Origin of the sequence: Paenibacillus sp. 276b (genome assembly GCF_900107875.1) — a bacterium.
In the GTDB taxonomy this organism is placed as follows: domain Bacteria; phylum Bacillota; class Bacilli; order Paenibacillales; family Paenibacillaceae; genus Paenibacillus; species Paenibacillus marchantiae.
Map to the genome: position 1 here is coordinate 1,894,430 of NZ_FNRR01000001.1, position 25,852 is coordinate 1,920,281.

At 40.8% G+C, this 25,852-nt stretch carries 22 protein-coding genes; 8 read left to right on the forward strand and 14 right to left on the reverse strand.

Annotated features, from left to right (window positions below; translation table 11 throughout):
• Positions 1 to 31 precede the first annotated feature (31 nt).
• The 4 genes from BLV50_RS07965 to BLV50_RS07985 all read left to right on the forward strand — a co-directional run bounded on the left by BLV50_RS07965 (position 32) and on the right by BLV50_RS07985 (position 4,493).
• Positions 32 to 640, forward strand: coding sequence for an RNA polymerase sigma factor (locus BLV50_RS07965; RefSeq protein WP_240321261.1), 609 nt, complete (start codon positions 32 to 34; stop codon positions 638 to 640).
• The gene (locus BLV50_RS07970; protein ID WP_090806867.1) at positions 601 to 1,578 is read left to right on the forward strand and encodes a hypothetical protein; all 978 of its coding nucleotides are present in this window, start codon (positions 601 to 603) and stop codon (positions 1,576 to 1,578) included. The genes BLV50_RS07965 and BLV50_RS07970 overlap by 40 nt, the downstream gene beginning before the upstream one ends.
• A gap of 709 nt (positions 1,579 to 2,287) precedes the next feature.
• The gene (locus BLV50_RS07980) at positions 2,288 to 2,902 is read left to right on the forward strand and encodes a TetR/AcrR family transcriptional regulator (RefSeq protein ID WP_063562634.1); all 615 of its coding nucleotides are present in this window, start codon (positions 2,288 to 2,290) and stop codon (positions 2,900 to 2,902) included.
• Positions 2,903 to 2,978: 76 nt separating this feature from the next.
• Entirely contained in the window at positions 2,979 to 4,493 is a 1,515-nt protein-coding gene (locus tag BLV50_RS07985) for a DHA2 family efflux MFS transporter permease subunit (RefSeq protein ID WP_063562635.1), read from the forward strand.
• A 495-nt stretch (positions 4,494 to 4,988) separates the two neighbouring features.
• Here the strand turns inward: BLV50_RS07985 and BLV50_RS07990 are convergent, their stop codons facing one another.
• The 3 genes from BLV50_RS07990 to BLV50_RS08000 form a co-directional block, all read right to left on the reverse strand.
• Positions 4,989 to 5,465 carry a PTS sugar transporter subunit IIA gene (locus tag BLV50_RS07990; RefSeq protein WP_063562636.1) on the reverse strand — a complete coding sequence of 159 codons (477 nt, stop codon included), beginning with the start codon at positions 5,463 to 5,465 and terminating at the stop codon, positions 4,989 to 4,991.
• 52 nt (positions 5,466 to 5,517) lie between these two features.
• Complete coding sequence (locus BLV50_RS07995) at positions 5,518 to 6,981, reverse strand: glycoside hydrolase family 1 protein (protein WP_090806870.1); 1,464 nt, start codon at positions 6,979 to 6,981, stop codon at positions 5,518 to 5,520.
• 151 nt (positions 6,982 to 7,132) lie between these two features.
• Positions 7,133 to 8,512: a PTS transporter subunit EIIC gene (locus tag BLV50_RS08000; RefSeq protein WP_090806872.1), complete on the reverse strand. Its 1,380-nt coding sequence runs from the start codon at positions 8,510 to 8,512 to the stop codon at positions 7,133 to 7,135.
• Between the two features lie 150 nt (positions 8,513 to 8,662).
• Here BLV50_RS08000 and BLV50_RS08005 point away from each other — a divergent pair, with 150 nt between their 5' ends.
• Positions 8,663 to 9,655: an AraC family transcriptional regulator gene (locus BLV50_RS08005; RefSeq protein WP_090806874.1), complete on the forward strand. Its 993-nt coding sequence runs from the start codon at positions 8,663 to 8,665 to the stop codon at positions 9,653 to 9,655.
• 381 nt (positions 9,656 to 10,036) lie between these two features.
• Here BLV50_RS08005 and arsC read toward each other — a convergent pair whose 3' ends face one another.
• From arsC to BLV50_RS08020, 3 genes are read right to left on the reverse strand one after another with little or no spacing between them, the layout of a single operon-like run.
• Positions 10,037 to 10,456, reverse strand: coding sequence for an arsenate reductase (thioredoxin) (gene arsC / locus BLV50_RS08010; protein WP_090806876.1), 420 nt, complete (start codon positions 10,454 to 10,456; stop codon positions 10,037 to 10,039).
• A 47-nt stretch (positions 10,457 to 10,503) separates the two neighbouring features.
• The gene (locus BLV50_RS08015) at positions 10,504 to 11,121 is read right to left on the reverse strand and encodes an NAD(P)H-dependent oxidoreductase (RefSeq protein ID WP_079693805.1); all 618 of its coding nucleotides are present in this window, start codon (positions 11,119 to 11,121) and stop codon (positions 10,504 to 10,506) included.
• A 19-nt stretch (positions 11,122 to 11,140) separates the two neighbouring features.
• On the reverse strand, positions 11,141 to 12,238 hold the full coding sequence (locus BLV50_RS08020; protein ID WP_090806879.1) for a lipocalin-like domain-containing protein: 1,098 nt from the start codon (positions 12,236 to 12,238) through the stop codon (positions 11,141 to 11,143).
• Between the two features lie 124 nt (positions 12,239 to 12,362).
• On the opposite strand from BLV50_RS08020, the gene BLV50_RS08025 reads away from it, so the two are divergent.
• Positions 12,363 to 12,902 carry a TetR/AcrR family transcriptional regulator gene (locus tag BLV50_RS08025; RefSeq protein ID WP_090806881.1) on the forward strand — a complete coding sequence of 180 codons (540 nt, stop codon included), beginning with the start codon at positions 12,363 to 12,365 and terminating at the stop codon, positions 12,900 to 12,902.
• Between the two features lie 246 nt (positions 12,903 to 13,148).
• Complete coding sequence (locus BLV50_RS33395; protein WP_256337892.1) at positions 13,149 to 14,012, forward strand: cupredoxin domain-containing protein; 864 nt, start codon at positions 13,149 to 13,151, stop codon at positions 14,010 to 14,012.
• 139 nt (positions 14,013 to 14,151) lie between these two features.
• On the opposite strand, the gene BLV50_RS33065 is transcribed toward BLV50_RS33395, so the two are convergent.
• A complete protein-coding gene (locus tag BLV50_RS33065; RefSeq protein WP_063562644.1) occupies positions 14,152 to 14,277 on the reverse strand; it encodes a hypothetical protein in 126 nt (41 codons plus the stop codon).
• Positions 14,278 to 14,480: 203 nt separating this feature from the next.
• On the opposite strand from BLV50_RS33065, the gene BLV50_RS08035 reads away from it, so the two are divergent.
• Complete coding sequence (locus tag BLV50_RS08035) at positions 14,481 to 15,929, forward strand: amidohydrolase family protein (RefSeq protein WP_177031137.1); 1,449 nt, start codon at positions 14,481 to 14,483, stop codon at positions 15,927 to 15,929.
• A 209-nt stretch (positions 15,930 to 16,138) separates the two neighbouring features.
• Here BLV50_RS08035 and BLV50_RS08040 read toward each other — a convergent pair whose 3' ends face one another.
• From BLV50_RS08040 to BLV50_RS08070, 7 genes are all read right to left on the reverse strand, one after another.
• Complete coding sequence (locus BLV50_RS08040; RefSeq protein ID WP_090806885.1) at positions 16,139 to 17,221, reverse strand: ABC transporter substrate-binding protein; 1,083 nt, start codon at positions 17,219 to 17,221, stop codon at positions 16,139 to 16,141.
• 339 nt (positions 17,222 to 17,560) lie between these two features.
• Positions 17,561 to 18,145: an LOG family protein gene (locus BLV50_RS08045; RefSeq protein ID WP_072733167.1), complete on the reverse strand. Its 585-nt coding sequence runs from the start codon at positions 18,143 to 18,145 to the stop codon at positions 17,561 to 17,563.
• A 6-nt stretch (positions 18,146 to 18,151) separates the two neighbouring features.
• On the reverse strand, positions 18,152 to 19,030 hold the full coding sequence (locus BLV50_RS08050) for an RCC1 domain-containing protein (RefSeq protein WP_090806887.1): 879 nt from the start codon (positions 19,028 to 19,030) through the stop codon (positions 18,152 to 18,154).
• Between the two features lie 153 nt (positions 19,031 to 19,183).
• Entirely contained in the window at positions 19,184 to 20,536 is a 1,353-nt protein-coding gene (locus tag BLV50_RS08055; RefSeq protein WP_090806889.1) for an FAD-binding oxidoreductase, read from the reverse strand.
• A 185-nt stretch (positions 20,537 to 20,721) separates the two neighbouring features.
• Entirely contained in the window at positions 20,722 to 22,773 is a 2,052-nt protein-coding gene (locus BLV50_RS08060; protein WP_090806891.1) for a serine hydrolase domain-containing protein, read from the reverse strand.
• 118 nt (positions 22,774 to 22,891) lie between these two features.
• The gene (locus BLV50_RS08065; protein WP_090806893.1) at positions 22,892 to 24,190 is read right to left on the reverse strand and encodes an ATP-binding protein; all 1,299 of its coding nucleotides are present in this window, start codon (positions 24,188 to 24,190) and stop codon (positions 22,892 to 22,894) included.
• Between the two features lies 1 nt (position 24,191).
• A complete protein-coding gene (locus BLV50_RS08070; protein WP_090806895.1) occupies positions 24,192 to 24,932 on the reverse strand; it encodes a LytR/AlgR family response regulator transcription factor in 741 nt (246 codons plus the stop codon).
• Between the last annotated feature and the right edge of the window lie 920 nt (positions 24,933 to 25,852).

Consider the following 25,852-nt stretch of genomic DNA (forward strand, 5'->3'; position numbering starts at 1 on the left):
TCAAGTGTTATAGGGATAAAAGGTCAAGGAGGTGTTGGCATCGCCGCAGGAATACATTAACTCAGAAGAAGTGGAAACGCTTATCTCCAACATTCAACAAGGAAATACAAACGAATATGAAGCGATCATCAAGATATTTCAACAGCCGATTTTCCGCTATTGCTACCGTTTGCTGGGCAACAGACAAGACGCTGAAGACGCCGTACAGGATGTATTGGTCAAAGCCTATCAATCGCTGCATCAATACAAGAAAGAGAATCATTTTTCGGCTTGGCTGTATCGGATCGCCTATCATCATTGCCTGAATCTGCTGCGAAGACGCCGTATTTATCTTAATGTATTGAAGATTATTTCCTTAGAATCCGTTGTAATAAGCTACGAACAGGAGCTGGATAATATATTGTACAAGCCTCTATGGGCTGCAGCACTGTCTCGATTATCACTGGAGGAACGAAACTTGCTTATACTTCGGGTGTTTGAAGACAAGACTTTCGCGGAGATCGGCACCATTTTGAAGGTCAACCCTAATGCGCTTGTAAAGAGAATGAAACGGATCCAGCAGAAGATTCGGAAATCCATGAAATTGAAGGAGGAATTCGTTTGGAACGAAACAGAGTTGCCCATGAATACCAAGATTTAAAACAAGCATTGAGCAACGAGAGGATGCCTGAAATCGACGTCACCTGCCAGGTAATGCGCAGAATCTCTTTAATTGAAAGCCGCCGTCATTCGGTCTTGAAAAAAACAACGAGAAGCACAGTTGCAATGGGTGGTATGCTCGCCCTCATTTTGCTAATCTCAGTCAGCGCTTATGCCGCTTCGGAATACATCCAGCTCTTTACTCGTGACGGGGTCGTTAAGGTCCAACATGTTGCTTCGGATGAACCTGCTACTGGCACGGCAAACGTATATGATTATTCTGCTGCCCAGGTACAGGACTTTGCTAAGCCGGGGGAATTAATCGCTTTTTTTGTGAAAAGCGACAGAATTTCAGAAATTACAGAGCTTGGACTACGTTTTGAGTATAAAGAACAGCAAATAACTTCGTACTCCGACTTCTTGAAGGAAATCAAACGTACAGGAGCTCCTAACCTGCCTCTAACCGCCATGGGCTATTCCTTCGAGTACGGAAAGATAAACCCAAAATTTCCAACAATTGATGTGCAAAAGGAAGACTCCTATTACCAGAAAGTATATAGTGATCTTAGAGTTCAAGCTGCCAAATCTTCTTCAGGGCAAAAGGTGTTCATGAAGACCGTAGCATGGTCAGAGCCTTTAAGCATTAGCGGAATATATTCAAAAGGAAAGGCCCATATCGGAATTTCTGTCATCCTCATGAATGGAGGAAATATGGTTGTAGAGCAGGAGAAAGAGAATTCAACGGACAAAATTTTAGTCGCCGGAACGGAAGTTGTCTATAACAGTATGAAAAAAAATGCCGTAAGTTATCATTACCTAAACTGGTACAATGAAGAGCAAGATGCATATTACACACTTTCCAGCTTTGGGGACAAAGAATTAACCAAAGCACAATTTTTACAATTGGCCGGAGAGTTACTAAGAAAAGGAACATCATAAGAAAGCCGATAAACACACAGAAGCTGTTGTGTTTATCGGCTTTTTTAAGTGCCCTTATATCATGAATGAATAATTCCCGATCTTCGGAATCAATATAAAATTAAAGACCTGATAAGAAAGAACGTACACAAAACACCCAGCAATAAAAACATCATTGCTGACTGACGTTCATTCTTCCACAATCGAATTGTATTAGCAATATTTAAAATTACCAATGCAAGCATATTAATTCTAGTATTCATTTCAATAAAATTAATACACAGTAGAATAAATACCACTATCCCTACAAAAAGAAACCATATCGGTATATTCTTACTAAGCCGTTTAATCATTTCATTCCCCTTCTAAAATTAATATTCTATCTCTAATAGGGTATTCTTCAACTTTATTGAAATACCTTTATAATTTCAATAAAGTAGGAATCGTAGACGTCCACGCTAGTCACGGAAATGCGGGCTTTAATCCCCACTCGTAGCCGTTAACTCATACTCCTGCTCAATGTGGGAATAGCCGATTATTGCGGTGTTTCCAGTTCCAAGGTTGAATTTTTATACGAAACGTCGGATTCCGAGCCCATGCATCATGAGGTGCCTTTTCCACATATGACACGGTGTCATTTTTATTGTTGACTTGTGACACAAGTGTCATATATAATTCATTAATCAGCAATTGTGACACGGTGTCACTTATTAGGATTGGAGGATCATATTTGCCCAAAAAAACATTTTTTCACTTATCGAAAGATAAACAGGACACTTTAATTCAATGTGCTAAAAGGGAATTTTCTCGAGTTCCATTACACGAAGCATCTATTGCCAATATCATCAAAGACGCGGGGATCTCTAGAGGAAGTTTTTATCAATACTTTGAGGAAAAAGAGGATCTGTATTATTACCTGTTGAACCAGTCCTCACAAAAAAATAGTGACCGATTTATCGCAGCTTTAAAGGAGAACAACGGAGATATATTCGAAGCTTTTATCGATTCATTTCAATTTATGATTCAGAATCACACCAATCAAGAACACAAAAACTTTTTTAGAAATGCCTTTTTAAATATGAATTATAAAACGGAAAAAACATTTACGAAGAACATTTATGAAGAAAATCGGGATAGCCATCTTTTACCTATCATTGGGTTAATGAATACGGAAACTTTAAATATACAAGGGGACCGAGAATTGCAGCATATTTTAAAAATCATTATAGCTGTAACCTTTGATAACCTTATTCAAATATTCGTAAAAGATTTAACCTATGATGAAGCTTTAAAAAATTATGGTGAGCAGATGGAACTGCTGAAAAAAGGATTTAAAAAAATTTAAATAAATAGATGTTTATACACAAATATTTAAACGACTAAGGGATTAAATGAAGTGTAAAAAAGGAGAAAAGACATATATGGATTCAGCTTTACAAGAAAAAAAACCACCCTATTTAATGATTGCGATTCTTTTTATTGGTGCATTTGTTTCATTTCTAAATAACTCGCTCTTAAATGTAGCGCTGCCATCCATCATGGTGGATTTGAACATTAAAGATTATTCCACGATCCAGTGGCTTTCTACTGGCTATATGCTGGTCAGTGGTATATTGATTCCGGCGTCAGCATTTTTATTAACACGTTTCTCCAATAGAAGTTTGTTTATTACTTCCATGACCATCTTCACTTTAGGTACGGCCATAGCAGCCGTTGCACCAAACTTTGGCATATTGCTTACAGGAAGAATGGTTCAAGCAGCAGGCTCTTCAGTAATGGGACCACTGTTAATGAATATTATGCTGGTAAGTTTCCCACGCGAAAAACGCGGAACAGCAATGGGTATTTTCGGATTAGTTATGATTACAGCCCCTGCAATCGGGCCAACATTATCAGGTTTCATTGTAGAATATTATGACTGGCGCTTGCTTTTCGAAATGATTTTACCGTTAGCCGTCATTAGTTTACTATTAGGGATTTGGAAATCCAAAAATATAATGCAGCAAAACAAAAATGCAACACTGGACTATTTCTCGATCATATTATCTTCCATTGGTTTTGGTGGTTTGTTATATGGGTTTAGTTCTGCAAGTTCAGATGGCTGGACAGATCAAGTTGTCTTAATCACTTTAATCGTCGGAGCTATTGCTCTGATCTCCTTCGTTGTCCGTCAATTGAAAATGGAGACGCCATTATTGGATTTACGGGTTTACAAGTATCCGATGTTTGCCCTTGGCTCTGTTATTGCGATTGTAAACGCAGTGGCGATGTTCTCCGGAATGATTTTAACACCGGCATACGTACAAAACGTAAGAGGTATTACACCACTTGATTCAGGTTTAATGATGTTGCCTGGTGCGATAATCATGGGGATTATGTCACCTATTACAGGTAGACTATTTGATAAATACGGCCCACGTGTTCTTGGCGTAATCGGACTTACGATTACAGCGATCTCAACGTACATGTTGGCAAACCTACAAATCGACTCGACTCACACTTATATTATCCTTGTGTACACTCTGCGTATGTTTGGTATGGCAATGGTGATGATGCCTATTATGACAAACGGCCTAAATCAATTGCCAACACGCTTAAATCCACATGGTACAGCTGTCAACAATACAGCTCAGCAAGTGTCCGGTTCGATTGGTACGGCTATTCTGATTACGATTATGAACTCGGTGACAAAAACAAAAGCTGAAGATTTAATGACTGGTGTTGATCCAACAACTTTGACAGCAGCCAATAAAGCTTTATTAACCCAAGAAGCGTTACTAGCCGGAATTCAATATTCATTCTATATCGCACTTGGCATTAACATTGTTGCATTAATATTAGTTTTCTTCATTAAACGTGCGGAAGTAAGTGATGAACCTGTCGAGGCTTTAAAAAATCAGCAGGGTAACACTAAAACTAAAACCGCAGTAAATTAATTAAAAGCATTTGATCAAAAAAAATACAGACAATATCAAAGAAATATAATAACTAGGGGCCTACTATCTTAAGGATAGCAGGCTCCATTTTCTTTTCTCTAAACTTACATGTTATGTATGTTTTCAATCCAATAGACCGGGTATATATTCATCAATGATTTGTTCATTGGGGAGGTTAGATAAATATGTTTATGGAATTAACCATCAAACTAGTGATTAGCTTTTTTGGGCTATGGGCCATCACTTTTATTACAGGTAGAAAAACCGAACGATCATTAGAAATATGATATAAAAACTTACTTTCCCCTCCTCTACCTAAAGAGCTTCATCAAGTCCATGCTTGTCCTATTAGTATTATGGAGAACCACATCATTTAACCACTAAACGATAAGAAACCTTTAGCCGTTTAATAGGCTACAGGTTTCTTAAACTTAAAAAATGTTTGGATTACTTCTTAAGAAAGTATAATTCCTTGTAGAGAGTTTTTCTTGGGTTTCAATACTTAACCTCAATCATCAAGTCTGCTCCCTTGCCTAAAACCTGTACCTCTTTCACTATTTCTTGGCCGTTTGGAACAATAACTGGACTCAATAGTTCATATCCAGCCTTCTTGATTAAAGGAATATCAAACTCAAGCAGCACTTGACCTTGTACGACACGATCTCCGGTTTGTACATGAGCAGTAAATCCTTCACCTTTTAAAGATACCGTGTTCATGCCGACATGAATTAGAATTTGAACACCAGAATCGTGCTCAAGAATGAGTGCATGCTTGCTCTTCTCCATGATATGGGCAATCTTACCCGAAAATGGCGCTGTCACTTTTCCTTCGGAAGGTTCAACTGCAAATCCGTCGCCCAACGCTCTGCTGGAAAAAGCTTCGTCTTCTACCTCATCCAAAGAACGAGTTGTACCTTGAATTGGGGAAAAAATCTCCAGTGTATGTTCTTGTTTTCTTTTAAATCCAAACATGTTGTTTCCTCTTTTCCTTAGCAGAAGTCTGCCTCTAATCCCATTACTGTCTTCAATCTTCTAAATGCTCACCGTTACTTTTGATACAATTCTGATACCAATAAAATGAATCCTTTTTATACCGTTTATTCGTACCCTGTCCACGGTCATCCCGGTCAACGTAGATTACACCGTAACGCTTCCTCATTTCGATCGTACCACAGGAAACAATATCAATAATCCCCCACATCGTGTAGCCGATTAATTCAACTCCATCAATAATAGCCTCTTTCATTTGTTTGAAATGTTCCTTGAGATAGTCAATTCGGTAAGAATCATGAATTTCGCCTTCATTCAATTCATCAAGGGCACCTATTCCATTTTCCGCAATGAAGATGGGCAGTTGATAACGATCGTACATTTGGTTTAAAGAAACCCTCAGACCAATCGGGTCAATTTGCCAGCCCCAATCACTTGCTTTTAGATACGGATTTTTGTTTCCTGTCACTAGGTTCCCGCCGGTTCGATCCCAGTTTTTATCGGTTGTCGCTACCATGGACATATAGTAAGAAAAACTCAGGAAATCAACAGTGTATTCCCGCAAAATATTATCGTCATCCGCTTCTTTATGGATATTGATGTCGTTGTCATTAAAGTAACGTTCCATATAAGCGGGATACTTGCCTCGCGCCATAATATCCGTATAAAAATAGTTGGCATATTGTTCATCTAAAATAGACTGCATTACGTCTTCCGGCTTACAGGTCGCAGGATAAGTCGTGAAACGGGCAATCATGCCGCCTACCTTAGAGCCCGGGAGGATCTCGTGCGCCAGCTTAACGGTTAGGGCATTCGCTATGAATTGGTGATGTAGACATTGGTAAATTGCATTTTCATAGTCTTCTTCCTGATCTTTTATCAAGCACACACCGTTATAGGGGTTAAACTTGCCGGCATTGATCTCATTGAATGGCAGCCAATAATCCACCCGATCTCCCAGTCTTTCGAACAGCACTCTGGCATATCGCAAGTAAAATTCGATGGTTTGCCGGTTTTTCCAGCCGCCGTATTTCGTAACCAAGTTAACCGGAATATTGTAATGCAGGATTGTGGCAAAGACTTTCATTCCTCTTTTGCGACATTCATCAAACAAATCAATGTAAAACTGTATCCCTGTCTCATTGGGCTCTGCATCATCACCGTTAGGGAAGATCCGAGCCCAGTTAATGGATGTCCGGAAGATTTTCAATCCTAATTCTTCCATCAATCTTAAATCCTCTTTATAGTTGCTGTAAAAATCAATTCCCCAGCGAAATGGGTAATGAGTCATATCTTTGTCCAATAATGCTTGCTTGAACCGCTCACCAGTCATGTTGATGTTACGATGATGGTCACGCTCCTCTTTGGTCCAGTTGCTGTCAAAATAACGCAAGTCTTGGGTATCCAAACCTTTTCCGATCACGTCATAGGCACCGTCCGCTTGGGATGCTGAAATTGCCCCGCCCCATAAGAAATCTTCCGAAAATCCTGTTCTCATATTCATATCCTCCAATCAATATTTACATTTTTCTATTTTTGAATGGGGTTTAATCAGAACCCTCATCCTTATCATATAAAGACTTAAGGTGATGGAACAATGTCAAAAGATCAAATAAAAATAACAAAAAGTAAGATTGTAATTCTAATGTTTAGTGTTTAGATTTTTTCAACAGTACGGTTGTTAAGAAGTAGGACAGGATAAAACTGATGATAGCACCGATAATTGCATACACAAGATTCATCGCATGATTTGGATCTGCAAAAATGGGTAGAGTCAGTAATCCAGTCGGAGCAAGCGCCAGTCTCTTAACTCCCATAAGGCCAACAAACAATCCACTAATTCCTCCGGCAACCAGTACGGCATAAAATGGTTTTTTCAGCTTGAGATTCACCCCGTAAATGGCAGGCTCTGTTACGCCGAGGAGAGCGGTAAAAGCCGCGGAGTTAGCCAATACTTTAAAATCCGGATCATTCTTGACGTGTCTGGCCACCGCAAATGCAGCTGCACCTTGTGCAACGTTAGCTACCAGAAATCCGGCGCCAATCATATCGAACCCATAGGTTGTAATGGATTGAATGACAATGGGTATGGTAACAGCGTAATGCATACCCAGCATGATAAATACCGGCCCGAAAATACCAAAAATGAAAGGTAAAATCCACACGAGATGGTTATTCAAAAAATTAATTCCCACCGCAACATATGTTCCGACGATGTTACCTAGTGGAGCTATAAAAATTAGGGCAACCGGTGCCATTACAAGTAAAGTGATTAACGGCTTCATAAAGAAACGAACTGATTTTGGGGTTACCCGATCCGCAAACCGTTCAACATAAGAAGCAGCCCAAATCACCAAAATAATCGGGATAACGGATGAACCATAGCTTACCAAGGATACGGGTATCCCCAAAAAGTAAACAGGGTCTTTGGCTTCTACCATAGCCACAAAACTCGGGTGTAATAGAACTCCGCCTAAGGACACAGCCATCATTGGATTCATCTTAAATTTGTTTGCTGCCGAGAATGCCAGCATAACCGGCAGGAAATAAAAAGCCGCATCTGTAACAAAGTTAAGAATGGCGTAGGTTTGTGTTTCTTTGGACATAAGATGAGTCATCGTTAAAATGATGAGAAGCGTTTTGAGCATTGCAGCCCCAGTGATAGCAGGCAGTATGGGCGTGAAAATCCCAGAGATCGTACCCAACAAACGCGAAATGATAGACTCTTTTCTTGCAGAGACGTTTGAATCTTCGGTTTTGATCTCTTCCTGGTCAGAAGTGTTATCGCTTAACAATGGAACGATCTCATTGTATATTCGCGCCACCTCTTGTCCTACGATAACTTGGAACTGTCCACCGATGTTAACCACTCCAAGGACACCAGGAATCGCCTTCATCTTCTCTTGATCTGCCTTAGCTGAATCTTGAAGTGTAAAACGTAATCTTGTAGCGCAATGCGTTAACTGGTTGACATTCTCTCTGCCCCCGATTTCTTTTATGATGTTACTTCCTGTACGCTTGTAGTCCATATCTTCTTCCCCCTATTCCCTGACTTAATATCACTTTTCAATTTGTGGAAAATGTATGACCAGTGATACACTTAAATTGTAAAAGGCTTTGGAAGCGGTAACAATATCATAAAGAAAGCTATACTATATCAAAAGGTAAGGTTGAGTGATATGGACTATAACCAATTGGATTTTTTTCTAAAATCATACACCGATAGTGAAAAAAAGTATTTGGCTAATCCGGATGCGGTAAGCCCGATCTACCAAGATATGATTCAGGTAGATGTCCGGGGGCATATGGTCTATCGCTTTAAACCTCTAAATGTCATTGAAACCGGAATCGCCATTAGTAAGGACTCTCGCTTTACTAGCGTTCCTCTTTACGTTCATACCAATGTCAATATGAACTATATATACTCAGGAGAATGCACGTATGTGGTGGATGATAAAACCATAACGTTAAAGGAGGGTGATGTTTGTGTTTTTGATAAAGACGTTATTCGTATGAAGAACAAGATCGGGGAAAACGATCTTGTCATCAATATCAGTATGAGTGACCAATTTTTATCAAGTAATTTCCTCAGCCGATTAGCTAAACAAAGCATTGTATCCAACCTAATCCTTTCAGCCATATCCAACAGTCAAAATCATGATAACTTTCTGATCTTCCGTACTAAAGGAAACCATAAAATTAAACGTTTGTTTGCCGATTTGCTTTGTGAGTATTATGACTTGCGTATGTACTCAAGTGAGATTATAAACTCGTATCTGGTGATTATTTTTACAGAGCTGCTGCGTATATATCAGGATGACTCCGAAAATCAGAAAATTCAGTTATCCAACGATTCTTCAGGCAATATAGTGGATATCCTGCGTTATATTGAAAAGGAATATTTGAACTGCACCTTATCGTCATTATCCAAACAGTTTGGTTATCATCCGAAATACCTTTCTTATCTTATCAAGGAAAAATCGGGAAAGAATTTCAAAGAACTTCAGGTTTCTTTGAAATTGAAGTTAGCTTGTTATTACTTGGCTAATACTTCATTATCGATTCAAGAAATTGCCGAGAAGGTTCAAATCAGCAACCTGAATTCGTTTTATCAAAAATTCGCAGTGACTTACAATATGACGCCAAAAGCTTATCGCCAGGCTCATAGTTAACCGATTTGGAGAGGAACGTATGAGACCACATCATTAGCTATGATCTATGCATCCTATTCTTCCCCATGAATTTAAAATGTAATAAAAAAGCCGCTGATCTGTTCAGACCAGCGGTGGTACCCTTTGCTTTTTGAGTTATGTTTAACAGCAGTTTGAACCCCCACTAATGACTCGCGTTAATCTCTTGCCACCACATCACTCTCTAGACTTCAGTCCACTTCTTTAAACTGTCATAACTAACGGCTTCTTTGGGTTCCCACGGTATAATCACGGTGTGGTTATTCGAAGCTTTCTAAATCTTCTTAATCCATTCCCGCTCAGCTATTGCTCCCTCTAAGTATTGGATCCATAATGTTAAGTTGCAGGAAAGCTCTGTTTGTGTTATCTGCCTGTTTCAGCGAACGTCTTCATGCGCTCCCCAATCTGGTCACGAACCCTTTGGAATACAGCCCATCTCTCTTCTTCTGTACCTTGTGCTTTCGTGGGATCATCGAATCCCCAGTGTTCTCGCTTCACTTGTGGAGGGGTTATTGGACATTTATCTGCCGCATCCCCGCATAATGTGACGACGAAATCTGCACTGTTCAGTAGCTCGGAGTTAATGATGTCCGAAGTTTGGCTTGAAATATCGATACCTACTTCGTTCATCGCTTCCACTGCTTTTGGATTCAAACCGTGTGCTTCGATTCCTGCGCTATAAATGTTCCAGTCCTCACTCAGGTATTTCTTAGCCCAACCTTCAGCCATTTGGCTCCGACACGAGTTGCCTGTGCATAGGAAATAAAGTGTTTTTTTGCTCATGTTCATCATCATTACTTGCAATTTGCAAATAAATTTCGAGTTATCGACTAGAATGATGCAAAGCGCTTCTCTGTTTTTTCTAATGCTTTCGTTCTAACTTCTAGTGTACGACCATCCATACCAGCATAGTTATACCATTTCAACTTGTGAAACCCCATTTTCCGAAATGTACCACGAAATAGTATTTTAGTTATGGGATTACCAAATATCCATCTATAGAAGAACCCTGGAGTGGCCATTACTGTTAATAGCGATACTCCCTTAAGCTTTTTTAACTGGCTAACAAAGGGCCTACCTTTTTTAGGTTCCTCATAAATGATTCCTTTGGCAAACACTTTATCCAAAAAGCCTTTCGTTGATGCAGGCATCGCTTCCCACCATATTGGGAAAATAAAGATTATATGATCCGCTGCAAGCAATCTTTTTTGATAATCTTTTACCAGAGGATCAAGGGTTTTCTTTTGTCTCCACGCCGAGAGTTCTGCCCCTGACATCACAGGATTAAATCCATCTGCGTGCAAGTCAATGAGATCTACGTTGTGTCCACTGGATTGAAGCCCTCTAGTAACCGAAGCCAATAATGCTGCTGAATAGCTTCTATGATGAGGAACATTCTCAGAAGAATTAGCTGTGTAAGGATGGTCAAATATAATAAGCACTTTCATAGGACTCTTTTCCCTCCTGTTATTCACAAATAATAGCGTCTTTGATGTTGCTAAAGAACATCTGTTCCCAGAGACCTTCCTGCTGATGTACCTCTTGCTTCCCATTCTCATTGACGGTCAACTTAACTGTCCCTATACTACGAACGTATGTTGGATTTATTTTCAAGACTTTTACAGCCACACGCATCGGTAAAGAAAGCTTCATGCCCTCCAATAGAGAACTTGCAACGATATCCGCTTCCCGATGATACTCAATTTGATAAGAAGTGTTATTGCCAGAGGACTGAATAAATTTCAATTGGTTATCCATGAATTTCTTTGTAAAGGGATGCTTAATCGTATCCGTTCGTTCTATCCTCGTGTTCTCCTCACGATCTTCCAGAATCACACCGTCTTTAGCAATCATGATGATAGGCATGCGTGTATAACCATACTTTTTCTCCGCAATGATATCGCAAGATATCACGGTATACGGTCCAATATTAGCACGGCACCAGTACCAATGGTTGATGAGCTTGTTCATTTCTGCGTTTCCCCAATTATGATCGTGATATCCGTTACCAACTAATTCACGGCGTTGTCCATTTACAGTAAGTACGGCCTCCAGATCGGCAGAAGGCTGGGCAACGAACCATGCAAAGAAGTCCTTTTGTTTTTCTCCAAAAAATATATGTCCTGTTTTAGGTCTCCACATGGGCACGATAGATTTCATGGTACAGCGATATTCAATGTCATCGTCAACAAAATGGATTATATAATCCCCATTGGAGTATTGGATACTACTTCTATCAATTTTCACATCACATGTTTCTTTGGAAGCGCGGATTGTACTACCTTTCTCTTCGGATATTTTTTTCGAAATGTTTCTACCATCCGGCATCGTCAGATCAAACCTTATTGTTGGGCATGCCTCACCTTTGAGGTCGAACTCATACTTCGTGTAGAACACGACCACAATCTTAGTACCATCTGTAAATTCGGCGTCAAAATACCACCACTCATAACTACCTGCTTGACCATCTGTTCTCATACCATCTTCCCAATTGGCAGGTTCTTTATTAATCCCTAATCTTTTGTAATCTTCATAGGTATGTGCTAAAGTCACTACCTTGTTCATCCTAAATTCCTCCGCTTCCCATTAGTGTCACACTTGTGTAACTTGTTGGGTTCGATTATAATTGGATGTCTATAAAGCAGTCAATACGTGTGACAGAGGTTACACATTAGAGGTGATTTGTGACATGTCTACTCGCGTTAATCCTATTGCTCAACGATCAAAGAAATGGTTATGTGATGCTTTAATTGAACTTTTACAGGAAAAACCCTATAGCGCAATCACGATAACAGAGATGTGTGATAAAGCCGGTCTAGTAAGAAAAACCTTTTACCGCAACTTCACATCCAAGGAATCTGTACTCGTCGAAATCATTGATTTAATGTTTCAGGATTTTTTTGAATATATTAGTGATAAAAACTTAGGGCCTCATGAAATGCCCCTTGCCTATTTCACATTTTGGGAGAAACATAACGTTTTTCTGCACATTTTAATCGAAAATCAATTATTTGGACTTCTTAACGACCAATACGTTCTTTACTTGGAAGCGATGGAGCATATCATAGGTACTAAGCATGAGTACCATAGCGAAATAGAAAAAGATTATATGAGAACGATGGTGGCTGCGGGGTTATGGAGCATATTAAAAAAGTGGATAATACGCGGTTGTACGGAGTCAAAAGAAGAAATGGCCAAAATGACACTTGATTTTTTTGATATAGAGTGAAACTTATATTTAGGTTAGACCATACTCTAACTAAGAACTAAACATAGATTATAGAAAGAGATATCAACAAAATGTCAATTTATCTTCATACTATTACGACAATCCTTTGACTTGTCTGTGACAATAGTCACGTTCTTATGATAATTCTGATATATTAGTACATGAGTGAGATGAATGATCTTGATCGTAATGTTATGAGTAGATAACTACCATCATTACTGTATGGATATTAGGAGGAATAAGATTGTGTTATTAGCGATATTAAGTATAGTTATGGTCGTACTGTTTACAGCATTCATTGTTCTTAAAACGTATAAGCGAAAAGAAAAACTTACAGGTATGCCTGGCATGATGATCGCTATGACCATTGGCATGATGTCCAGCCTTGTACTTGGTGTACAATTAGGCATTGTGTTTCCTCGTGATTTAACGGTCCCATCCATTGCCGCCATATTGTTTGGCTTAGGAGCCGGATACTTCACAGGCAAACCTATCAGTATATTGGCAACTTTGGATGGTATGTTGGCAGGAATCATGGGTGGCATGATGGGCGCAATGCTCGGGGTAATGATTGGTCCTTCCTATATCATGATGATATTTGTTGACATCCTATTCATTTTTATTTTGAGCGTTGCTCTTCAATTGTCGAATCAAGATACGGATACTAGCGCTAAAACAAATAAAAGTGGAATTGGTGTGCCGTTTATTGGAGGTATACTCACTGTAGCTTTTGGAATTGTAGCTGTGGGTGCAACGTTATTTTACCAATTTCAACCGAATGATACATCGGCAATTAAATCACAAGAATCACAGAGTGAGCAAGCTAATTCTGTTCAAGAAAATTCAGGATATCAGATTGTTTCTGTCGACGTAAAATCAGATGGTTTTAGTCAAGAAAATATTAAAGTAAAAGCTGGCGTTCCGACGAAAATAAATTTTATAAAACATTCAGGTTATACATGTATAAGAAGTGTTCAGTCTAAAGATTTAGGAATAGATGTGTATCTAGAAAAAGGAGATAACTTCATTACCCTAAAAGATCTGAAACCTGGAACGTACAACTTCAATTGTGGCATGTACATGTATTATGGAACGATCACCGTAGTATAAGCGAGAAATGTAGGATCATAATAGGGAACTTTATGTCAGTTACTCATGACACAACGTTCCCTATTTAAATTGCTTTTGTTGACCTTTACATAACAAAAAAAACCGCCAGCGAAAGCCAGCGGAAATTCTAAGCTTAATATTAAACTAAGAATGCTTTGGAGATGATAACCAACAGAATAAACAATACCAGAATTGCACCAACGGACGTGAAGCCACCGTATCCTCCACCAAGTCCGCCTACATTTCCATATCCAACTTCGCTCATGTTTCTTCCCCCTCTTTTGTGGTATGTGTTAGATTATTCAGGATTTGTTAATTTGACAAGGCTAAAAACAAAAAAGGCTACTGCTCCCTCTTCCCTTTCAACCGTAAGATTTTTGTAAGAATGAATTAATAAAAAATCAGGATTCACACTCTAGAATGAAGATAAATCAGTTGATATCATTCATATCTATGAGGAGGACAATAATGAGTTTAACGAGAGAATTAGGTAGCTTCAAGAAGTACATAGTAGGGTTCATGGCATTATGGATTGTGTTAGCATGCGCTACAGGTACCGGTTATGCAAGCATTGAACCTGCGACAAGTCAGACGTTAGTGCTTGAGCATGCGACGATTGTAGATGTAAGGTCCGGAAAGTTAGCCAGCGATCAGACCATTATCATTAAGGATAACAAGATCAGTTACATTGGAAGTAGCAGTCAAACGGCCATTCCCGATTACGCGCAAGTACGGAATGCTAAGGCCCAATACATCATTCCCGGTCTGTGGGACATGCATGTCCATCTGGAAGATAACTATAAAGACGCTTTTCCTCTCTTTCTGGCTAATGGTGTAACCGGAGTAAGGGAGATGGGCGCGGCGCTGACAAACGTCGATATATGGAAAACGAGTATTCAAGCCGGGATGCCTGCACCACGTCTTTTCTATGCAGGTTCGACTCTAAATGGAGGTCCTGCTGACGAAGCCCCACACATGTTCTACCTGAGCACAGAGGAACAAGCGCGGGAAGCTGTACGTCTCAATGTCGCAAAAGGCGCGGATCATATCAAAGTGTACTCTTGGTTGCCGCGTCCTCTGTTTCTAGCAGTCATGGATGAAGCCCAAAAATACGGTTTGCCAGTTGTCGGTCATTTGCCGGTAGAGGTTCGGGCCAGTGAAGCCATTCAACTGGGGTTCAAGAGCATAGAACATCTGCATGGTTTGTTTATTGCTACTTCGAGCATTGAGGATGAACTTTTCAAACATGCCGACATGAGTGATTTGCTTGGTTATTCGCTCGCAGAGGTCGAGGCTTCCCAATCTTATGATTCAGTAAAGGCTAACAAGCTGTTCCGCAAATTCAAAGAAAAAGGTGTCTGGCCTGTACCGACCATGGTTACCTATTTGAATATGGCCAAAACCGAAATCGATCCGCGGTCCAAATACGTACCGACGGCCGTGCAGAAGCAATGGGCCGAAGTGATTCGCGCAACCCCTCCCGAACAAACGGAATTAATGGAGGCCATCAATTCCCTAACGCCGGGCATGGTCAAAAAGTTAAATGATGCTGGCGTGCCTATGCTTGCAGGCACCGATTCCAGTTACGAAATGACTAACTTTATATACGGCATTTCCTTGCACGATGAACTTGAATTGCTAGTTAAAAGCGGCCTCACCCCACTCCAGGCCTTGCAGTCAGCAACGTTGAATCCGGCACGATATTTGGAAAGAGAGCAGGAACTGGGCACCGTAGAAAAAGGGAAACTTGCTGATCTCGTACTTCTTGATAAGAATCCGTTAGAGGATATCCGAAATACGACAAGCATCTCCGCCGTTGTCTTGGATGGAAAACTGATGGAAAAACAAACTTTGGACCATGCAGTTCAAACCTATCCCGTGATAAAAGTCGCCGATATGAAAAATGAAACGCAATAATCAGGGTCATCTGCCAATAAAAATATCCTTCATTAATCATTAATGCGGACAAGCCCTTCTCTTCCCGAATAAGAAGAGGAAGGGCCTTATCCTGTTTCGATACTTTGATCATATTAAAATGAAAACGACAGCCCAGTAAATTACTGTTCTGCCGTTAAAATAAACATGATATTTATCGGATCATGGTAATCAAGCAAGCGCATGTGCCCTTACAAGTTCAGATCATCTGCAAGTGCTTCAACTCCTGTGAAGATAGAATCGCCGTAACCCCAGAAGTTGTTGAAATCGATAACGTAAATTTTCTTGTTTTTAATCGCGTTAATACTTTGCAATTGCTTGTTGGCTAGCAGCTTTTCAATCGTTTGTTCTGGATCAATACCGCCGGCATATTTCGAAATAATCATGGCATCTGGATTGATCTCGATTAGCTTCTCCAAACTGAGGGTGCCTTCTTCGTTAATCAGCATATTATGCATATTGATTAATGACATTGCACTTTCAATAAATGTGTCTCCATTTCCGTTGTACACTCCAATGGTTCCATCACCATTATCAAAGAAAGATGCATAATTGATCGTTTCAGCGCTTGCTCGAGCCGATAACGCTTTCTCACGTGCTTTGAGCTGATCGATATATGCCGCTGCATTCGCTTGTACGTTAAATATTTTACCTAGCTCAGTGATATCCTGATATAGATTATCTAATTTTGCGTCAGTAACACTGGTACTTTGTACAAATGTTTTGATATTCATCTCATTCAGACTGTTTACAGTGCCAACGCCCCAATCAGCATCTTCAAACAATCCCCCACGCCCCATAACCAGATCAGGTGAAGCACCTATGGTCACTTCTTTACCTACATAACCTTCAGATAACACAGGAATTTTTTTGAAATCTTCAGCAATATCATCAGGTACATTGCCAAACAACGCCGCTACGCCAACAATCTTGTCAGTCAAACCAAGACGAATCAATAACTCTGCTGCACCTTGTGTATTGGCAACTACTCGTTCAGGTGCCTTATCAAAGGTTTGTTCCTTTGCCACCCAGGTGCCGTTTTCAGTTGTATAGTTTGACACAACAAATGGGTACGTTGTTTGAGCTGCGCCTGTCGCATCCGCATCCGTTTTTTGCTCATCTGTTGAAGCATTCGTAGCGGTATCCGTCACTGCTCCCTGTGAGCTAGTGTTTGCATCTTTGCTGCCGCCATTACTACTGGAGCAAGCTGCAAGCACAAAAACAAGTGCAGTAATTAAACAAAGGATTGCTCCTTTTTTCACTCGTAAAAACATTCAAAATCTCTCCCTTTTCCTTTTTCTTTTTGGCCATTATGTATCATAGTCATTGTCAGTATACAGCAAATGTCGAACTACGTAAATGAGAATGATAACTATTATCATATAAAGAAGTTGCGATTTATAGAGCCCCACATTCCATTGGTGAAATTCCCACGACAGATCAACTATCCATGCCCTCGAGATCTTCCGTTTCTAGTAGCACATCCAGATAAAACAAAAAAAGCCGCTATAATAGCGACTTTCAATGGAGCCCTAACCGATTGTGCCAGTCGGAACGTGCCGTCTTCGAACCTTCTACTCATCCGTTCGTTACATTGCCGCTGATATTAAACATTAATTGTATTGACGAATATCAGGCGGTACATAAGTACTTATAAAAGTGTTAATTTCGTCTAAAGAATCTGTAACAAGTATCTTTTGTCTATCTGTTTTCGTTAAGAAACCTTCTTCGACCATTTTGTCATAGAATTGGCCAATCAGATCATAATATCCGTTCACATTGTAAAAGATGCATGGATTGACATGCTGCCCAATTCTCCCCCACGAAATGACCTCTGTAATTTCTTCAAGCGTCCCTGGTCCACCTGGAATTGCAATATAGCAATCTGCAAGTTCAATCATTTTAGCTTTTCTCTCATGCATATTAGACACAATAATGATTTTGTTAAGCTGCTCATGGGCCAGTTCTCTCGCTTGCAAAAAGGTAGGTATAACCCCAGTAACAATTCCACTACGTTGAATCACAGTATCCGCGAGCACTCCCATTAATCCTGCTTTTCCGCCACCATAGACTAGTTCATGTTCCTGGTCAACAATCCAGTTACCTATCTGAACGGCAGCTTTCTCGTAAATAGCATTGTTACCTTTACTTGCACCACAATATACCGCAATCCGTTTCAATTCAATTCCCCCGTCCATAGTAAATTAGCCGCGCCAACTGCTTACATCACATTGACCATATTCATTATCACCCACAGCCACCACCGTTCCGTCTGATTTAATGCCAAGAGTATGAGCACAACCCGCAGCTACCGCCACAATATCACACCAGCCCCCTACATTGCACTGTTCATGCTTATTCAACCCCACAGCCACAACCGTACCGTCCGATTTAAGGCCAATGGTATGATTACTTCCTACCGCTATCGCCGTAATACCACGCCAGTCGCTTGTATCGCATTGGCCATGTTTATTCCTACCCACGGCAACCGCCTTACCGTCCGATGTAAGCCCCACGGTATGAAGATACCCTGCCGCTACTTCGACAATGTCGCTCCAACCGCTTACTTCACATTGGCCATACTGATTATTGCCCACAATCGTCACCGTTCCGTCTGATTTAAGTCCGACGGTATGCCAGTCACCCGCCGCTACCGCCACCATATCACGCCAGCTGCTTACATCGCATTCGCCTTCATTATTTCGTCCCACTGCAATCACTGTGCCGTCCGATTTAAGACCAACGGTACGACGCCACCCCGCAGCAATTGCTACAATATCGTGCCAGTCGTTGACTTCGCATTGATCGTGTATATTCCAACCCACAGCCACTACAGTGCCCCGAGACGTTAGGCCGATAGTATGCGCATTACCCGTGTTCGTTGCCATGTGAACATTACCAGCAGCTACCGCCACCATATCGCGCCAACCGTTTACATCACATTGTCCAACTTTATGATCACCCACTGCCGTCACCGTTCCGTCCGATCTAAGACCAATGGTATGACGTCGCCCCGCCGCTATGGCGGTATATTTAGGGCGCTTCACCTTTAATGCCGCTTCAATCGACGAAATGTAATCCATCTTTTACCTCCTTAAAATAAATTACCAGAACCCCGTTGCAGTATGAATATTATTTTTTTACATCTTACTCTACAATAAATAGTAAATACAACGATTAGAAAGGTCAAAAAAACCGTTAACTCTTTTCAGAATTAACGGTTTGGAAATCGTACCCTATTTTAATTTAGCTGGCGGAATACTTTGCGGGTTATTAAACACATTTTTCGGATCATATTTCGCTTTTACTTTTCTCAATCTGGCGTAGTTCTTTCCATAATAGGTCGGCCCTGGATTTTTAATACCTTGGTCTGGTACGTTAATGTACGACCCAACAATATAAGGTTGCAATTTCTTTCTTGTGTTCCGAGTCAAAGCAATATTTTTAGCTGCACGCGATGGCTTCACCCATGAGCTGTTCCATTCTACATAAAATTCAGCTTTACGCCAATAAAACGCAGTGGCTTGAGGAGCGACTCGACTTACAGCACCGCCCCAGTTAAGGAAATAGAAACCGGCTGGTGTACCTTCCTCTGCATTTTCCAGAAACTCACGCATGACTTTGAAGGCTTTATCCGGGAATGGCTGTCTACCAAAGCCACTGGAAAACTGGTTGCTGTACCTTTGAGTGAGCACAGGATCTGGGGCTAGCAAAAACTTCGTGGCTGCCCTGTATGGCAGGTACAGAATGCTTTTTTTGGTAGGCGTTCCTACGCTAAGAATGGGTTCCAACTGACGGAGGGCTTCACTCTTCGAACCGAGGTATACCCCTATCATGCTAACATTTCCGCCTTTTTTGGGACCAACACTTAATTCACTTCCCAGCTTGGTACTGGCATTAGGCGCCCATACTTGCCATTTCTTCACGACTTTTTCGAACTGATTCCATGGCCATGTGATACTAAATACAGTAGCTTTGGCTGGAGAGTGCCGCACCTTGAATTTATATTTAGTATATACACCGAAGTTACCGCCTCCGCCGCCACGTGTAGCCCACAGAAGATCGGAATTTTTCTTTTTGTTCGCCCGAATAATCCGCCCTTTAGCGTCAACCATTTCGAGCTCGATTAGATTATCACAGATGAGACCCGTTGTCCTTTGCAGTGGACCAATTCCACCACCAGGTGTTATTCCACCAATTCCAACCGTTGGACTGTCACCAAATGGGGCCATATATCCTTGTCGAGCCAACGTATCCACGATTCTTCCTACACGATTACCTGTCTCCACGACGGCCGTTCCGCTTTTTTTGTTTAATTTGATTCTCTTCATTTCGCTAACGTCGATGACAATACCACCATTGACCTGTGATAGGTTGGGCTCTAAAGCGTGCCTCCCACTTCTCGGACGAATAGGGACCTTATTTTGACGCGCCCATCTTATGGCATTGGCTACATCCTGTGTTTTTTGAGCAAATACAAAAACTTTAGGGAATCTGTCCGTATGCGGATCCCAGTTCTTCCGAGCCACTTCATATCCAGGGTCACCTTTAAACACCACTCGCCCTGTAAGCTTAACTTTTGAAATCACGTATCTATCCAACTCCTTAGTTATGAAAACACATAATTTTCATTGACAAATTAGGCTGATTCCATATAACCTATGAAGGAGAATCATGTTGTGTTTGGGCGTATAAAAAAAGAAAAATATCGGATCACGAACAACCTACGCTCAGAATCCGATATTTTCGAATGAAATCATTTTTCCTTATGCAATCACTTTAGTTGAATCTTGAAGACATCTCCCGCTTCACCACCAAAGACGATAAAACCACCTTTAGGAAGCAGCGTTGATTGTTGATTCGTTGCTTTTGAAAATTGAAGCACTTCACCTTTATCGTTATATACCGCATAACCTCCGCTCTCCGGAGAATCCACCGTTAGCGTTTTATTCGCTGAGCGGGAATCGATGGCATACCACCGAGCTTGACCGTTTGAAGGGATGGTGGTGATGCCTTTTTTCCCACCGAAGATTGGTGTAATGGCTTCCTCCGCAATATACTCCTGTCCATCCTGAGTTAAGTACTCCGCTTCGTTCTTCGTGCGGAAATGCAGATCGAAAGCATCTCTTCCGTTCATCACAGGAATCTGGGCAACATTCTCTGCATTATCCGGATCTACAATTTGTGTGCCATTCGCATAACCGTTCTCCACATCTACGGTCAGGTTTTTGATCAGCATCGATGGCACCAGATAGAAGATCGACGTTATCTTTTCATCCAGCGCGTAATATTTCGAGCCGTTTCTAGCCTTCCATTTCTCTTTCGATGCTGTATCCAGTGAATTCTTTTCCAATTTTTGATAATCATATGTGTTCATGACCGTTTGGCCTAATCCAGGCAGCGTGATATTCGCCTGAACTTTAAAATATACCTTGTCGTTGCTTTCTTTCTCGAAGCTGACCTTCACACTTCCATCGTTACTCGTAAATTCCCCTTCACCTGTGTACACGTAATTCTGCTCCGGGATAAGTCCTCCCTGCATAGCCGGAAGTGCGATCTCGCCATTTTTAACCTCTATATCAAGGGTTGAACCTACCGTACCATAGTGGCCTGAATACGCCGTTAATTCCGATGGCATCGTTGTTTTGACAGGTTGTGAGAAAGTTTGTTCAGGCTCTATCTCGTCGATGATGCCTTGATCCTGAAGAACCTCCAGCAGAACTTTAGTGGCAAACATCTGATTATAGATAGAAGACCCGCCCGAAGATAGGACCGCTATTGATATATCATGTTCCGGTATAGTGATTAATGAGGCATGATACATCATGGTGTCTCCACCTTTGGCAAGTGCGGTAATGCCATAATCGCTGAACGGTGCTAGTGCTACAGCATCCCATCCGAGACCATAGTTGAAGGTATTTCTCTCTTCGGACACCCATATTCCCCGACGATATTCATGATTTTGCATGGACTCTGCTGTTGATTTGGACAGAATATCCGGTTTGTTTCCTATCAACACTTCAGCGAACTTGCTTAATTCTTCTGCAGTCGAGTAGACTCCACCTGCACCGATGATATTGGCATTTTCGACAGGCAGTTTCGTTTCAAACGAAGGCCAATAGGTTTCCGATAATTGTTTTCTATCAAAAGAATCAAGCGGTGTCTTGGTTGCTTGCAGCTGTAACGGCTCACTGATGAACTTGGCAATAAATTCGCTGTAGCTCAATCCACTCACACGTTCAACCAATATCTCAAGCAACTGAAAGCCATCATTGCAATAGACGGAAAAGGCCCCCGGGTTTGATTTCAATTTCTCTGACTTTAGTTTGAGCAGTAATTCATCATGATTGCGGGTATCGGTATCGTCAAATAACATACTGTTTCCATAATGGGTGCCATAAAGCCCGGAGGAATGGTTCATGAGCATTCGTGGGGTTATTTGGGTATACCGGGCATCTGCCATTTCAAAATCTTTAATATAGGAAGTGAGGGACTGATCCAGATCCACTTTACCGGAATCCACCAGCATCATGGTGGCAGCCGTGACAACCATTTTGCTAACGGAGCCTATTCCAAACATGGTATTCTTGTCGACTGGTGTCTTGGATGCTTTATCCTGGAATCCAACACTGTCGGACAAAATGATCTTCCCTTCATCCATGATCGCATATTGTAAACCTGTAACACCATAATTCTTCACCATCTCTGTGGCGAGTCGCCCAGCCTGATCTTCAATCGCTCCCATCTTGTTCGTCTCTGCACTGACATCTGTCATCGGAATGACTACAAGTACAGCCGTACATAGCATACTGATTAGTTTCTTCATGATAATAACTTCCTCCCTTATGATACTGCTCATATAATTACATTCATCATATCGGGGAAGAAGCATATAGAATGATAACGAACCCTGAATGGAAAAAAACAATCCCCGAACGGTATGTTCAGAGACTGTTCATGTCAAAAGGAAGAACGACCATGTTATTAAATGTCCGATGATGATTCTCGATACTCATATGTCCGCCATACTTGTCGCACATTCTCGATATATTGGTTAAGCCGATCCCATGGAACTCGGGATTGGGCTTCTCACTCTTGAGGTGAGTCAATTTTTGCTCCACATGATTCAGAATCTGGATTACGAGTGCAGACGCCGTGGAGTGAATTGCAACCAGGATATACCTGTCTTCGGCATGTCTAACTTTCTTGGAAGCTTCGATGGCATTATCCAACATATTGCCGAGCACAACGCACAGATCATAACGATCGATATGGAGATGTTGTGAATGGAGTTGAATACGGGTGTCGACTTTGATCCCATTTGCCTTCCCCACGGCGATGGTATTCGTAACAAGGGCATCGATAACAAGATTGCCGGAGTTCACCCGCTGGTACGCTCCTTCAATCTTATTCAATGTGAGTTTAATATGCTCACCTGCGGCATCAAGCTTGTTTTGCTTGATACACTCTTCAATGTACAGGAACTGCTGATTGGTATCATGGATGATGCTTTTCACGTTTTTGAAACTGTGCACTGTCTTTTCATAGTTGGCATCCTGATAGTCCATCTGACGCTGTAGTTGAACATTTTCATGTGCGAGCTGAACCTTTTCCACCATATTATCGAATACATAAACAATGAACACATTGAGAAAAAGAGAGCCCAGCACGGAAACGACGTAATATATATTTTTTTCACTATAAGTCGAGGCCACATTGATCTGATAGATCGTAATGGTGGGTACGATCAGAAACAAGAAATAATAACGATATTGCACAGCGAAACTTCTCCGTTTGGCAATCAAACGCACAATCTGGATAACAATGAACATGATACTGCAACCAAGCAACATCACTTTGGAGAACACCCAATGATAATCCACGTTGAAATGATCCCATATGCTGTAATCCGTGGAATCGATCGCACTCATAATATATACGGCAATGTAATTTACCGTTGTGAGCAGTACTGCATAGAGGATGGTAAAAGCAAGTTTTATGATGAATTCCACCTCATAGGATTGTGCCAGGCTGAAGATGAATAACAATGCAAAAACGGATGAAACGACAGGTGAAAATGAAGATACCAAATAGAAATACCCTAGTACGATAAATACAATGAAATAGATTGCTCTATATGGCTTTCGTCTGGACTTGCCCAGCACGGAATTGAAATAAAAATTCACCTGAAATGCCATAAGTAAAGGAACGACGAAGACGGACAAGATTACATACATATCCATATCACTGAATCCTCATGATCATATATTTGGTATAAGCATCCTTGACTTCCTTGACTTTAGAGCGGCCTATAGGCAATTCCGTACCATTTAACATGACGACTTGGGTACCCGCAAACTTCTGAACATGCATCAGGTTGATGATAATCGAGCGATGAATCTGCAAGAAACCATGATCTTTCAAAGCGGTAGCGTAACCGGATAAGATGCCTTTGCTCTCATGCGAATTTTCCTGAGTCACAAATTTTAATTTGTTCTTGATCGTCAAACTCTTCATGACCTCAATCCAGAGAATATCATCGTATTTCAATAGAAGCTCTTCATAATCTGATTTAATCAGTACATACTTTTTGTCCAGCGCTTTAAAATATTGGCACAGCTTAATCATTTTCTCCTCGAAGATATCCGGCAGGATTGGTTTGATCAGATATTGAAAAGTAACCACATCAAAACTCTCCACCATATACTCGGGGTAGCTTGTCAGAAACATGATTTGCACATCCAGATACTTCATATTTCTGATTTCTTTGGCTGTCTGGATTCCGTTCATTCCGCTCATCTCCACATCCATGATGAGGATATGAAACGTGTCTCCAACGTTTTTATAATGTGAGACGAGCTGCTCACCGGATGCAAATAATGTAATTTGAAAATCAATATTCGTTTTTAGAGATAAGGAGATAAGCATCGTTTTTACAAGTTCTCTTTGGTTCTCCTCGTCATCACAGATTGCAACATTGAACATGTTTGAACATCCGCCTTTCATCGACATCGATGCTGAATTTCACTCTCAAATATATTATTTTATCACAGGTTTAAGAGTGAGATTCGGATGAAACGCATGATTCAGACCCTAAAGCGCAACAAAGCCGATCAAATTTATCCATTGATCGGCTTTTCTTGATATCTATTCCTACTTCATTCAAGCTCAATGCTTAAATAACTTATGCTTCCAATTCACCCATCTGCAAACGCACATTCCCGTCAAATATACAATTCGAGTTAGAGGAAGTTTAAATTATCATTTAAATGAAATCTTTAAAGTCAAAGAAGCCAACCACTAGCCGGAAGCCGACGCACTCATAACTCCCACTAATGCTTTTCCTGATAACTCTGCTTTAATGGACCGATGTTCTTCAGCAGATTTGCTTTCAATTTCCAAAATCTCGTAGTATTCCCCGCCATTGATAAGTCCATACACAAAATGACTTCCATACTGATTTAAATAATCACGGTTATTTGTAACGTATAAGAAAACTCGCAAAAGGGTATTTTAGTCAACTATATACACCTCATGGCATGTTCTTGCGAGCAGATGAACAAAGTATCTTTAAGGAATCTGAGATAGCAAGAAAGTTAGATCAAATCGGACCTAATACGAATTTTTTTAAAAGTAGATGAAGCAGAATTTCTTAAAAATCATCCCAATTCGTTGCACTTAAATAAAACCTTAAATGATGAAAACTCGACTGATACTGATGTTCCATCAAGTTAATCAAAATAATGTGACTCCAGTGAAGTGAATGTTTCGACTTCCGGCCCCTGTTGTTCCCATATATTCACGGTAGAAATCCGGTGACAAAAGCGGACGCTATCGCTCCTACAGTACCAAACTTCTCCTCCGTCTCTCTTCCCTTATAAAATATTTTCAAATTCAATCTGTAT

Coding starts and splice junctions, on each gene's coding strand:
- BLV50_RS08065 (WP_090806893.1), bottom strand. CDS start 24,190: ATGGATATGTATGTAATCTTGTCCGTCTTCGTCGTTCCTTTACTTATG.
- BLV50_RS07990 (WP_063562636.1), bottom strand. CDS start 5,465: ATGTTTGGATTTAAAAGAAAACAAGAACATACACTGGAGATTTTTTCC.
- BLV50_RS08015 (WP_079693805.1), bottom strand. CDS start 11,121: ATGAAAGTGCTTATTATATTTGACCATCCTTACACAGCTAATTCTTCT.
- BLV50_RS08025 (WP_090806881.1), top strand. CDS start 12,363: ATGTCTACTCGCGTTAATCCTATTGCTCAACGATCAAAGAAATGGTTA.
- BLV50_RS08000 (WP_090806872.1), bottom strand. CDS start 8,512: ATGGACTACAAGCGTACAGGAAGTAACATCATAAAAGAAATCGGGGGC.
- BLV50_RS08020 (WP_090806879.1), bottom strand. CDS start 12,238: ATGAACAAGGTAGTGACTTTAGCACATACCTATGAAGATTACAAAAGA.
- BLV50_RS08070 (WP_090806895.1), bottom strand. CDS start 24,932: ATGTTCAATGTTGCAATCTGTGATGACGAGGAGAACCAAAGAGAACTT.
- BLV50_RS07995 (WP_090806870.1), bottom strand. CDS start 6,981: ATGAGAACAGGATTTTCGGAAGATTTCTTATGGGGCGGGGCAATTTCA.
- BLV50_RS08060 (WP_090806891.1), bottom strand. CDS start 22,773: ATGAAGAAACTAATCAGTATGCTATGTACGGCTGTACTTGTAGTCATT.
- BLV50_RS07985 (WP_063562635.1), top strand. CDS start 2,979: ATGGATTCAGCTTTACAAGAAAAAAAACCACCCTATTTAATGATTGCG.
- BLV50_RS08050 (WP_090806887.1), bottom strand. CDS start 19,030: ATGGATTACATTTCGTCGATTGAAGCGGCATTAAAGGTGAAGCGCCCT.
- BLV50_RS08045 (WP_072733167.1), bottom strand. CDS start 18,145: ATGGACGGGGGAATTGAATTGAAACGGATTGCGGTATATTGTGGTGCA.
- BLV50_RS08005 (WP_090806874.1), top strand. CDS start 8,663: ATGGACTATAACCAATTGGATTTTTTTCTAAAATCATACACCGATAGT.
- BLV50_RS08040 (WP_090806885.1), bottom strand. CDS start 17,221: ATGTTTTTACGAGTGAAAAAAGGAGCAATCCTTTGTTTAATTACTGCA.
- arsC (WP_090806876.1), bottom strand. CDS start 10,456: ATGAGCAAAAAAACACTTTATTTCCTATGCACAGGCAACTCGTGTCGG.
- BLV50_RS33065 (WP_063562644.1), bottom strand. CDS start 14,277: ATGAGCGAAGTTGGATATGGAAATGTAGGCGGACTTGGTGGAGGATAC.
- BLV50_RS08035 (WP_177031137.1), top strand. CDS start 14,481: ATGAGTTTAACGAGAGAATTAGGTAGCTTCAAGAAGTACATAGTAGGG.